The organism is Chondromyces apiculatus DSM 436 (assembly GCF_000601485.1).
Classification (GTDB): domain Bacteria; phylum Myxococcota_A; class Polyangia; order Polyangiales; family Polyangiaceae; genus Chondromyces; species Chondromyces apiculatus.
Genome location: NZ_ASRX01000132.1, coordinates 1 through 12,251 on the forward strand (window position 1 = coordinate 1; position 12,251 = coordinate 12,251).

Genomic DNA, 12,251 nt, shown 5'->3' on the forward strand with positions numbered 1-12,251 from the left:
GGAACGTGGTGGGGGTGGGGTGGGTGGGGGAATGCCGTGGGTGATGCAGGTGCCGGCCGAGAAGTCGTGCAGGAGGGCGGACGATGAGTGCTGATAATGCGACGGGTACAAAGAAGATTTCCAAGATGGGGACGCTGGGGCTGCTGTGGTTGATGACGCGGCCCAACCGCAGGGAGACGAGGCTGAATTTCAGCAAGACGCTCAACCCTCTGCGAGAGAGGTTCCTGAGCAAGAGCACGCAAGGCCACACGACGACGATTGATGAGGAGATGGAGCAGCTTCAGCAAGCGAAGCTGGTGAAGAGTGCGCCGAGATCTTCCGCGGTGCTCACGGACGAGGGGTTGCGCGTTGCGCAGGAGACTGTGAAGGCTGCCGGCATTCCCAAGGAGGCCACATGGTCGACAATTCGCAGCCGATATATGGTCACGCAGGCTCTGGGCCTTCCTACGCCGAAACTGGCAATCGATGGGAAAGCCAAAACCCGTCCCAAGAAAGAGGGAAACGACGTGACCGCCGTGCGGATCTCGGTCCTGGTCAAGATCCACGAGCTGAATGAAGCAGGGGAGACGGCACGCTGGCCCGAGGTGCGCGATCTCCTCCTGTGGAAACAACTGGGAGAGGAGCACAGGAAAGAGGCATTCACGATCGAGGCCGTACGGAAGGTGCTTCTCGGTCGGATGCTCGGCCGGAGTGCTGACGAGTCACTGAAGGAGAAGGACTCCGAGCGTCTTCTGGCGCCTCTCGCAGCAAAGGCCGCCGGAGTCACAGGCGTCTCTGCCAATGATCTTTATGGAACTGCGCTCCAGCGCTGGCTCGCCGACCCGGATGCACCCACCGGAGCAGCGCTGACGGCGCATGTTGTCGGGAAAGGGTCGACGAAAAGAACGGAGACGTCCACTTCAGTGAATGCTGGCTCCAAGTCGGGAAGCGGAGATGCGGCTGGAGTAAGCCCTGGTTCGGATCCAGCCGGACACGGCAAACAGCAGACGATTCAATTCACGGAGACGCCGCCGCCGCCGCCGCCGCCGCCACCGCCGCCGCCACCGCCGCCGCCGCCGCCGCCGCCGCCGCCGCCGACGACGACGACGACGACGACGGTGCTTGAACCCATGCCCTCCAACAACAACACCTTCGCCAAGAAGGTCGTTGCCGCGGCGCGGGCAGTGGATGGCAAGGGGCGGTTCGGCAAGAACAAGGTGTTCATCTCGCACGTGCGGCGTCGCCTCGAAGAGGAGGGCGCCGACGTGACGGACGCGGAGGCCTTCAAGAAGCGGCTCGTGGAGGCGCACCGGAAGAAGCTTCTGGAGCTGAGCCGCGCGGACTTGGTGGAGGCCATGTCTCCCGAGGATGTCAGTTCGTCGGAGACCCGCTACATGAACTCCACGTTTCACTTCGTGCGCATCTAGGAACACCGACGCGGAAGGCGCCCGTCGATGATGGCGGGTGGCGAGCGTCGCCATTGAAGAGAGGATGGGTGGGTCATGGTGGAGCGGGATGCCCTGCTCGACGTGTTCCTGTCGAACACGAAGAAAGAGATTTTTCATTCGATCGAGCATCGGCACCAGATCTGGCGGGAAAACCCGTTCGACGTGGAGTCGGTGCACAAGGAGGCGCGCGAGGAGTTCCAGCACCTGCTCACCCAGGCCACCACGCCGCCAGGCCTGGAAGCGGGGCGCATCTTGCTCCTGCTCGGGGAGTCGGGGAGCGGAAAGACGCACCTCGTACGCGCCTTCCGCAATCACGTGCACCGCGACGGGCTGGGCTTCGTGGGCTACATGCACATGACCACGGCGGTGTCGTACCCGCGCTATCTGTTGAACAACCTCATCGATTCGCTGGATCAGCCCTACTACGAGCCCCTGGGTACGAAATCGGGGCTGCACCATCTCTCCAGTGCGGTGGCGGCGCGGTGCGGAAATGGGCAGGCCATTGCCGACCTCCAGGACAGAGAGGACCTGTCGCAAGACGATGTCGTGAGCCTGGTCGAGCAGGCCGCGGATAGCCTCTTCGCACAGCCTCGCTACGAGGATCTCGACCTGGATCTCGTCCGGGCCTTGCTCTACCTGCAGCGCCAGAACTCGACTCTCAAGAAGCGGGTCGTCAAGTACCTGCGCTGCGAGGAGCTGTCGCCGCAGGACCGCAAGGTACTCGGGGAGATCACGTCCAAGCGGGTGGACGAGGACGCACAGAAGCTTGTCGAGCATCTCGGACGGCTGATGTGGGCCCTCGATTCACGCGCGCTGGTGCTGTGCGTGGACCAGTTCGAGGACGCCTACCAGAGCGATCAGGCCGAGACCCTGTTCCGGCGGGCGATGGCTTCGCTGTGCAGCGTGGCCGATCAGGTGCCTTCCAGCGTGATCGTGATTGCTTGCCTCGAAGACTATTACGAGGCGCTCCGCAATCGCCTGACGCGCTCGACGCTCGACCGCCTGGAGAATGATCCGGCGCCCGTGCATCTCCGTAGCGCCCGCACCGCCAAGGAGGTGGAGATGATCATCCGGCAACGGCTCGGGCATCTCTACGAAACCTCAGGCCTACGGCTCCCGAACGGCGCGACAGACACCATCTACCCCATTCCCCCGAGGCTCGTGCGGCAGCTCGTGGGCATGCGGGCGCGCAGCGTGCTCGACGAGTGCCGCAACTACCGCGACGAGTGCATCGAGGCAGGCCAGGTCGTGGAGCCTCCGGGGGACTCCTCTCCCCGTCCTACCCCTCCGCCGCCGCCCGAGGAGCGGAGCGCGAAGGAGTCCAAGGAGAAGCTCGAGCAGGAATGGAACGACTTTCTGGCCGAGAACCAGGAAGAGCCGCCCGAGGACGAGGAGGAGTTCGCGGAGCTGTTCGGCTGGGCCATCGAGGCCTGCGCCGACGAGCTGGAGACCGGCTGCCGCTTCAAGGTGAAGGTCGAAGGCAGGATGATCGAGGTGCGCATCGAGGTCCCCGTCGCGGGTGGCGGGTTCAGGCCCGTCGAGGAGATCGTCGTGGCCGTGTGCAACCGAGCACCCCAGGGAGGGGGGTTGCGCGTGCAGCTCGAAGAGACGGTGGCGGTGGCGGGGAAGAAGCGGATTCCTGCGATGATTCGCTGCATCGAGTTTCCCAGCAACCCGAAGACTCAGGTCGTCCAGGTCCTCGGCGGCATCCTCAAGGCAGGCGGACGCAAGGCAGTCGTCGAGGACAGCGACTGGCGCACGATCGCCGCTTTCCGGAAGTTCCGCGACAAGAGCGAGCGGCGAGCGCAGTTCCTCGCCTGGCTCATGGAGGAGAACCACCTGTCGCGGCTCCGGCCCTTGATCGACGTGCTGGATCTCGACCGGCTGGAGCGCTTCGAGGAGCCAGCCCCGCGCCCCGCGCCCGCGACCAGGCCGCCCACGGTGGAGCGTGCTGTGCAGCGCGACGCACCGGTCATCTCCATGTTCCAGGAGCCGGATACCATGCTCAGCGGGGTGTCACCTTTCCGCGCGAAGCAGGCGCCAGGGTCGCCGGAGAGCCCCCCGCGCGTCGAGGCGGGAGCGATCACGCTCGGGGTGAGCGGAGAGATCGTCAGCCATCCAGTGGAGATCGATCCGGCCGTGCTCACCGCGCACGCGGCGTTCCTCGGGAGCACCGGGAGCGGCAAGACCACCCTGGCGCTGAACGTCATCGAGCAACTCCTGCTGCAGGGGGTGCCGGCCGTTCTGGTCGACCGCAAGGGTGACCTCTGCGCGTATGCGCGCGAGGCGCCCTGGAACCAGGTGCACCCGGATCCGGTGCTGGAGGCCCGGCGCCGGGCGCTGCGCGAGCGGCTCGACGTGGCGGTGTTCACGCCGGGGCACCCGGAGGGCCGGCAGCTTGCGCTCTCCCTGATGCCGAAGGGGGTCGGGAAGCTCAAGGATCTGGAGCGCGACCAGGCGGCGAAGTATGCGGCCGAGGCGCTCGGGGACATGCTCGGTTACAAGCAGACCCGGAAGGACAAGAGCCTGCGCGCGATCCTCGTTCAGGCGTTCCAGATCTACGCAGAGCACGGATCCGCAGACCAGCTCGATCTGGAGACGCTGATCGGGTTCATCGACGAGGAGGACCCGACGCTCGTCGCCGCGCTCGGGCGCCTCGACACGCGGCTCCTGATCAACCTGGTGCAAGACCTGGAGGTCTTCAAGCTCGGCTCGGAGGAACTGCTGTCGTCCGACGGTGACAAGCTCGACGCGGAGCTGCTCCTCGGGCTCGGTGCCCACGCGCGCCCGGGCAAGACGCGGCTCAGCATCATCAGCACCAAGTTTCTCGGGGACAACGCGAAGATCCTGTTCTGGGTCTCGCAGCTCCTGCTGACGCTGACCCGGTGGGTGACGCGGGCGCCGTCGCCTCGCCTGCAAGCGGTGGCGATGTTCGACGAGGCAGACGTGTACCTGCCGGCGCAGTCGCAGCCCGCGACGAAGGGGCCCATGGAGAACCTGCTGCGGCGCGCGCGCTCCGGGGGACTCGGGATGCTGCTCGCGACGCAGAGCCCGGGAGACCTCGACTACAAGTGCCGCGACAACATCCGGAGCTGGTTCGTGGGGCGCGTGGCCCAGAACGTGGCGCTGGAGAAGATGAAGCCGCTCTTCGCGGAGGCGCGGGTGAACGTGGCAGGGAAGATCCCGGGGCAGTCGACCGGGGAGTTCCACCTGCTCCAGGACGGCAAGGTGACGGCCTTCAAGGCACACCAGGCACTCCTGCGCACCGAGCAGGTCCCCGAGCACGAAGTCCTGAGGCTTGCCGCGTCGCGCAAGCAGGCAGCAGGCGGTGCCGGGGGGAGTGGGCCTGGTGGTGAGAGAGCCGGCACCACGCCGACGTCCAGCCGCAGGCGCGCTGACCCTAAGGCGCGCTGACCCGAAGGCACGTTGAGAGGAGGCTCCGATGCATGAAGGCGCAGGGTCCGCGGTGGCGAGCCCGGTCGACGTACGAGGTGAGACAGTGGGCGGCGAGATCATCGATTTCGAGGTGGAACGGGAACGCCACGGCAAGCTCTTCGCGCGCGAGGACGTGCTGAGGAGGCTGCGGGAATGGCTGGTCGGGGAGCGGGCGCTGTCCCGGGGGTGGATCCTGCTCCTCGGCGGCCCGGGCGCGGGGAAGAGCGCCATCCTGATGCAGATGCTGAAGGTGCTGCCGGACGACACCCCGTGTCACCTCATCCGCCGAGGCAACGAGGGGTGGGATCGCCCCGAGGTGGTGGTGCAGAACCTGTGCGCGCAGATCGAGCGGCAGTTCCACGAGCAGGTGGACCTCCAGCAGCCGGTCGATGCGCGGCTCGGCGACCTCCTCAAGCGGGTCTCGAAGAATGTGCTCATGCCCTCCAACCAGCGCCTGGTGCTGGTGCTCGACGGCCTCGATGAGGCAGCGAGCGACGAGGCAGGGAGGAACGCGCTGCTGCGCTACCTGCCGCAGGTCTTGCCGCCCTGGGTGGTGGTGCTGTGCGCGTCGAGGCCGGTGTACTCCGACCTGAATGGTCTTGAGAAGGTGCAGCGCATCGACCTCGACGAGACCACGTGGTGGGCCTCGAACGAGGCGGCGGTCAGGGCGTTCTGGGAGTACCACGCGCGCGAGTTCTCGCCGCCTCTCGATGCGGCGCTCATCGAGGAGGCGGTTCGCAGCGCCGGGGGCAACCTGCTCCACGCCATCCGGCTGCGGGACTGGCTGGACGACCAGCCGCCCGAGCGGCGGGTGGTGACGAACATTCCGCAGCAGCTCGAAGGCTTCGCCGCGCAGATCTGGGGCGATCTGATCGCGGTGGGCGAGCCCAGGTGCCAGCTCGTGCTGAGGGGCCTCGGCATCGCCTGCGCGGCGCGTGAGGCGCTCCCTGCCTACCTGTTCGGAGAGCTGCTCGGCTGGGGCACGAGCAGCGATGAAGTCGACTTCCTTCGCTTGACGCGCCCGTTCCTGCGCCAGGAGCAGGCGCAGTGGCACGGGGGGCAACCTGCCTACCGGCTCTACCACGATTACTTCCGCGAGTTCGTGGTCCAGAGGCTGGGCGAGCAGCGGATCCGGGAACTCCACCGCCTGCTCGTGGACAAGCTGGCGGTGTGGCCGCCCGCCGAGGAGGTGTCGCGCAAGCGTGACTACGCGCTCCGGCACGCCGTGGAGCACCGGATCGCGGCGGGAACACTGGACGAGGCGCGCAAGCTCTGCACGAACATCGGTTACCTCCAGGAGAAGTGCCGCGAGCTGGGGGTTGGTGCGGTCGAGAGCGACTACGAGGCGCTGATCCGAGCCCTGAGCGGGGAGCGCTCGCTGGAGCTTCTGGTGGTGCTCGCGGCCCTGGGGGCGGAGTCGCGGCGTTTGCGGGGGCGGTCGGAGGTGCTGCCGGCGCTGCTGTACAACCGCCTGCGCTGTGCGGGCTGGTCGCCGAAGCACATCGAGAACGTGCTGCGGTTCCCCGCAGGGCTCCCTCCGCTCCGCTTGCGCCACGGCGTGCGCCTCGGGCCGACACCGCTCCACGCCTTCCTCGGCCACGAGAAGCCGGTCGTCGCTTGCGCGATCACGCCGGATGGCCGTCACCTGGTCTCCGCGTCGGTGGACCGTACCCTGCGGCTCTGGGCGCTGGGCTCGGGCGACACCGTGGCGGTGCTGCGTGGCCACGAGGACGACATTACCGCGTGCGCGGTGACGGCGGATGGCAAGACCGTGGTGTCTGCCTCGACGGACGCGACGGTGCGGCTCTGGGACGTCGCCGCCAAGAGGCTCACCGCCACCCTCGACAACCAGGGGCGCTGGGCGACGTCGTGCGGGGTGAGCCCGGACGGGCAGCGCATCGTGGTGGGGTCGGACAACGGTGCCCTGACCGTCTGGGAGCGGGCGTCATTCTCCCGGGTGGCTGCGCTCGAAGGCCACACGGATTACGTGACGGCGTGCCTGATCACGCGGGATGGGCGGCGCCTGGTCTCGGCCTCGCGGGATCGCACGGTCCGGGTCTGGGACCTGGCCTCGGGGAGCTGCGAGCGGGTGCTGGGGCGCGAGGTGAGGGGTGGGGAAGAAGGCCCGGAGGTGGTGCCCGCGAGGCGCGACGAGAAGGCATGGGTCACCGCCCTGGTGCCTCTCTCCGGCGGCACGCACGTGCTCGCGGCGAGCGGCGACGGTCTGGTGCTGCAGTGGGAGATCGCGACGGGGCGGTGCGTGAGACGTTTCGGAGAAGGGCAGGGAAGGGTGGACTCCCTGGCAACCCTGCACGCCGAGCGTCACCTCCTCTGCGGGATGTCCACGGGCGCGGTGCACGTCTGGGAGATCGCTTCGGGTCAGCGGGTGCGGGTGATCGAGGCCCATGAAGGCGCCTTGTCCGCCATCGCCGTGCTGCCGAACGGAAGGAGGATGGTCTCCGCCTCGCACGATCGGAGCCTCAAGCTCTGGGAGGTGGGCAGCCCCGAGGGCTTCTCGTCGCAGGGCAGGCACGCCGAACCCGTCGCTGCGTGCGCGGTGACGCCCAGAGGCAACCGCGCGGTGTCGGCGTCGGAGGACGGGACGCTCAAGGTGTGGGACGTGAAGAGCGGCGCCTGTACGGCGACGCTGGAGGGGCACGAGGCACCGGTGACCACGTGCGCCATCACCGCGGACGGGCGCCAGGTGCTCTCCGGGGCGCGCGACGGGAGCGTCAGGCTGTGGAGCCTCGACGGCGAGGGCGTCGAGATCGTGGCGAAGCGCGCGGAGATCGTGACGAAGCGCTTCGAGATCGGCCCGGACCACGACGAGCGGGTGAGCGGCTGCGCCTTGCTGGGAGGGGGCCGCGTCCTGACGACCTCACCTGCCGGTGGGATGGTGCTGAGAGAGCCCACCGCCGGTCCTTCCGGGGGGACGCAGGACGCGAGCCTTGAGCGGGTGGACGGGTGCGCGCTGACCCTCAACGGGGAGCGGGCGCTGCTCTTCTCGCGCGCTGGCGTCGTTCAGGTGTGGGACACGGCCGCGGGGCGTCTGGTGCGGAGCCAGAGTGGCTTTGTGGCGCCGCTGCTCGCCGGCGCGATGACGCCCGACGGAAGGCGCGCCGTGCTCGCCCGCGAGGACGGGGTGCTGGAGGTGTGGGACCTCCTCACGGGTCAGCGCGTCCACGAACTCCGAGGCCACGAGCGGCGGGTGTTCGGGTGCGCGGTCTCGCAGGACGGGAAGCAGGTGGTGTCGGCCTCGGAGGACGAGACGCTCAAGATCTGGAACCTGGAGAGCGGCGCGTGCGTGGGGACGGTTCAGGGGACGTCGTGGTTTCGGTGCGTGGCGCTGGGGACCGGGGTGATCTGCGCCGGAGACGAGGAGGGCAACCTGTGGATGGTCAACCACGAGAAAGCTCCGAAAAAGGACAAGGGCACGGACAACGGCCAGCTAGGCCCAGTTGATGGTGCGGGGACGTCTGTCGTTCCAACCGGCGGGGGGAAAAGTACGAACAAGGGGAAGAAGAAGCTGGGTCTTTCTCTCAATCCTCCCCCGCCCCAACCGCCGCCGCCCAGAGTTCCCGAAGATGAGCTGGCCGCTCGTGTCGGGAAGCTACGAGACTTCCTCGCCTGTCTCTATGGGTCTGCCCCCAGTGCCCGTATGATCGCGGTGGACGCAGGGCTCAACATGACGCTCATCGAGCTTCGTGGCACGCCGCGTGAGGTCTGGCAGGCGATTCTCGAAGAAGCGAAGAAGAGCCTACGGGTGATCTCCATCATCGACCGGGTACTGAATGACTACCCTGAGTATCCGGAGCTGAAACAGGCAAGAAAGGAACTGGGCGGCTGGTGACGCACTGCTGCGCCCACGAACGTGCATTGATTCAGTCACTTCATGGAGAATGAGGGATGATAAGCGAACAATGGCGTGACGGTGCCACGCGGGCCGCCTTTCGCGAGGCGCTCGCCCGCAAATACCCGACCATCGACGAGGCGCGCGCTTTCGTGGAGAAGGTGCGCCTCAATCCCATCCGGATCGGATTCAACAACCGCGCCGATCTCACCTGGTTCAGCATCCTGGAGGAGGCCTACAAGCAGGGAGAGCGCTGGATGCAGGCAATCCTCGAGCTGGCGCTCCAGGATTACCCGGACGATGATGCTCTGCTGCGCCTGCTGGAGGGAAAGCCGGTCCGATATGCCCAGGGCCCCGATCTCACCTCCCTCGGCTGGCACGGCCGCGGGGGTCAGACCCTGGAGAAGATCCTCGGCAAGCGCAGCTCCCTCGTGCCCGTGAGCTTCCTGGAACTCGGCATGCGCTGCGCGCGCGCCGTGGTGCGCGTGAAATGCGCCGACGGGTCCCTCGGCTCCGGCTTCCTGGCCGCGGGCGACCTGCTCGTCACCAACCACCACGTCCTCCGCAGCCGCGAGATGGCCGCCAGGGCGCGCGTGCAGTTCAACTTCCAGAAGACCGTCGATGGGCTGGACGCGGAGATGGAGGAGCTCCCCCTTGAGCCGCAGGCGTTCTTCGCCACCTCCAGCGCCGATGACTGCACCGTCGTGCGGGTGACCGGCGAGCCCTCGGCGCGGTGGGGAGCCATCGCGCTGAAGCCGGCGCAGATCCAGCGGGACGACCGGGTGAACATCATCCAGCACCCGGGCGGGGATCAGAAGCAGCTCTCCTTCTTCCACAACCTCGTGGTGTTCTCGGGGGAGGGGCGGCTGCAATACCTGACGGATACGCTGCCCGGATCGTCGGGGTCGCCGGTGTTCGACAAGGATTGGCAGCTTGTGGCTCTCCACCATAGCGGGGGGTGGATCGTCGAGCCGGGGACAAACGATCAGTTTTATCGCAACGAGGGGATCCTGGTGGAGCGGGTCCTCGCGGTCATCCAGGCGGCGCGCGGTGAGGCTTCACCGCTGGCGTGAAGGGAGGGGAAGATGGGGACGGCGACACGCTTCATTCACACGGCGGACTGGCAGCTCGGGCTTCGTGCCCATTTCATTCCCGGGGAGGCGGGCGCGGTGGTGCGGGATGCGCGGCTGCGGACGGTGCAGCGCATTGGCACGCTGGTGCGCGACTTCGCGGCAGACTTCGTGGTTGTGGCGGGGGACGTCTTCGAGGACCACGAGATCAAGCCGGACACGCTGCGCAAGGCGTTCGACGCCATGGGCGGGATTGCGGCGCCGGTGTTCCTGCTGCCGGGGAACCATGATCCGCTGACGCCCGGATCTCTCTACCAGTCGGAGCGCTGGAAGCGGGAGTGCCCCGCGAACGTGCGCGTGCTCGACTCGTGTGCGCCGGTCGCGGCGTGTGACGGGGTGGTGCTGCTGCCCTGTCCCCTGTTCGAGAAGCATGCGCTCGGGGACGTGACAGACCACCTCTCGGCAGCGCTGGGGCCGCTGGATCAGGTGCGGGTGGGGGTGGCGCACGGGGGGATCAAGGAGGTGCTGGCGGGGTTCCACGGCGAGGAGGCGCCGCTCCTCAATGCGATCCCGGCCGACCTCGCGGAGAGGGCGAGGCTCGACTACCTGGCGCTCGGGGACTGGCACGGGCGGCTGCAGGTGGACGAGCGCACCTGGTACTCGGGGACGCCCGAGGCGACGCGGTTCAAGGAGCGGGATCCCGGGAGCGTGCTGCTGGTCGAGGTGGAGGGCAGGGGAGAGGCGCCGCTGGTGACGCCGGAGGAGGTGTGCTCGTTCCGGTGGAAGCAGCTCGAGCACACGGTGAGCACGGCGGAGGACCTGGCGCACCTGGAGAGGGTGCTCGCGGACTACCCGGGCAAGGACCGGACGCTCCTGGAGCTGACGCTGAAGGGGGTGCTCGACGTGGAGCTGAGCGCGCGGCTGGAGGTGGAGGTGCTGGCGCGGGCGCGGGACCGGTTCCACTTCATGCGCACCCGGGACGAGGGGCTGCACGTGGTGGTGCGGGACGAGGGGCTGGAGGAGCTGGGGCGGGGAGGGTGGATCGGGAAGGTGGCGAAGAGGCTGCGGGAAGGGGTCGTGGGCGTTCCGCAGGAGGAGAGCGCGCAGGCGCTGCGGCTCCTGTACCGGCTGCACAAGGAGGTCGCATGAATCGCGCGGTGAGGCTCGTGGATCTGACGGTGCGGAACGTGGGGCCGCTCGTGGGGACGGTGAAGCTCGGGCCCTTCGTGGAAGGGATCAACGTCATCTCCGGAGGGAACGAGGCGGGGAAGTCGACGATCGTGGAGGCGCTGCGGGCGGGGCTCTTCGAGCGCTCCGGGACGCGACACCAGGGCATGCAGGCGCTCCAGCCGCACGGGACGCGGCTCGGGCCCGAGGTGGAGATCACGCTGAGCCTCGATGGCGAGGTGATCCAGGTGCACAAGCGCTTCCTGGAGAAGGCAATGACGGAGGTGCGGCTCGGCGACGGGACCACGGTGAGGAACCGTGACGCCGACGAGCTGCTGCTGCAGCGGCTCGAAGGGCGGTCGCCGAAGAAGGGCGCCGTGAGCCGGGAGGACATGGGGGTGTGGGGCCTGCTCTGGGTGACGCAGGACGAGACGGCCCACGAGGATCCAGGGAGCACGCTGGGGGACGAGGTGCGGGGGGCGCTGGCGGAGGCGGTGGGGAGGCAAGTAGGGGTGCTGACCGGCGGGAAGCACGGGGAGCGCATCCGGACGCGGGTGATCGAGGAGGTCGGGAGGTTCTACACGCCGAGGCGGGAACAGCCGGCGCCGGAGCTGAAGCGGGCCGAGGACCGGCGCGTGAAGGCGGACGCGCGGGTGGAGGCGATCACGACGAAGATGCAGGCCTGCGAGGGGTGGCGGCAGCGCTGGGCGACGGACTCCGTGAAGCTCGCGGAGGTGGACCGGACGCTCCCGGCGCTGCGGGCGGAGCTGGCGGAGGCGCAGCGGAGGGCGCGGGCGCTGGAGAAGGAGGAGGCCCACCTCGGGGAGCTGCGCGCGCGGGCGCTGGCCGCGGAGGCGATCTGCATGGCGCGGCAGCGCGACACGGACGCGCGGGGGGAGATGGCGGCGGCTGTCGAGGCGCTGGCGGGAGAGGTGGCGCGGGAGCAGCAGCGGCTCGCCGAGATGGTGCGGTTCTTCGCGGTGCGCATCGCAGAGGAGAAGGAGGCGAGGGAGGCGCTGTCGGGGTTCGATGGGGTGCTCGGGCAGATGCGCGCGCGGTGGGATGCGCTGCAGGTGACCCTGGCGCGGGCGCACGTGATGGCCGAGGCGTCGCGGCTCGCGCAGGACGTGCAGCGGGCAGAGGCGGTGGCGGAGGAGATCGCCGAGGTGGAGCGCGCGCGGGCATGGCACGCGCTCGAGGGGGGCACGTACGACGAGATGCAGGCGCTGGCGAAGCGGCAGGAGGTGCTCCGGGCGCGGCTCGAAGCGGAGGGGACGCGGGTGGTGGCGCGGGGGCGGGGGG

Annotated in this window: 6 protein-coding genes; all 6 read left to right on the forward strand. The window is 68.4% G+C overall.

The window, feature by feature from the left end; all coding sequences use genetic code 11:
• The first annotated feature begins 83 nt into the window (after nt 1–83).
• Nucleotides 84–1,406, forward strand: coding sequence for a hypothetical protein (locus tag CAP_RS53085; RefSeq protein WP_197041592.1), 1,323 nt, complete (start codon nt 84–86; stop codon nt 1,404–1,406).
• A gap of 75 nt (nt 1,407–1,481) precedes the next feature.
• Entirely contained in the window at nt 1,482–4,841 is a 3,360-nt protein-coding gene (locus CAP_RS42490) for an AAA family ATPase (protein WP_052376912.1), read from the forward strand.
• A gap of 28 nt (nt 4,842–4,869) precedes the next feature.
• Nucleotides 4,870–8,712: an effector-associated domain EAD1-containing protein gene (locus CAP_RS42495; protein ID WP_044252230.1), complete on the forward strand. Its 3,843-nt coding sequence runs from the start codon at nt 4,870–4,872 to the stop codon at nt 8,710–8,712.
• 56 nt (nt 8,713–8,768) lie between these two features.
• Entirely contained in the window at nt 8,769–9,785 is a 1,017-nt protein-coding gene (locus CAP_RS42500) for a trypsin-like peptidase domain-containing protein (protein WP_044252232.1), read from the forward strand.
• 12 nt (nt 9,786–9,797) lie between these two features.
• Nucleotides 9,798–10,931: a metallophosphoesterase family protein gene (locus CAP_RS42505; RefSeq protein WP_052376913.1), complete on the forward strand. Its 1,134-nt coding sequence runs from the start codon at nt 9,798–9,800 to the stop codon at nt 10,929–10,931.
• Nucleotides 10,928–12,251: AAA family ATPase (locus tag CAP_RS42510; protein ID WP_044252234.1), on the forward strand; the 1,324-nt coding region annotated here is incomplete at its 3' end. The genes CAP_RS42505 and CAP_RS42510, both read left to right, overlap by 4 nt.

Bases quoted from the DNA above. Each gene is read 5' to 3' on its own strand.
- CAP_RS42490 (WP_052376912.1), top strand. From the start codon at position 1,482: ATGGTGGAGCGGGATGCCCTGCTCGACGTGTTCCTGTCGAACACGAAG.
- CAP_RS53085 (WP_197041592.1), top strand. From the start codon at position 84: ATGAGTGCTGATAATGCGACGGGTACAAAGAAGATTTCCAAGATGGGG.
- CAP_RS42500 (WP_044252232.1), top strand. From the start codon at position 8,769: ATGATAAGCGAACAATGGCGTGACGGTGCCACGCGGGCCGCCTTTCGC.
- CAP_RS42505 (WP_052376913.1), top strand. From the start codon at position 9,798: ATGGGGACGGCGACACGCTTCATTCACACGGCGGACTGGCAGCTCGGG.
- CAP_RS42495 (WP_044252230.1), top strand. From the start codon at position 4,870: ATGCATGAAGGCGCAGGGTCCGCGGTGGCGAGCCCGGTCGACGTACGA.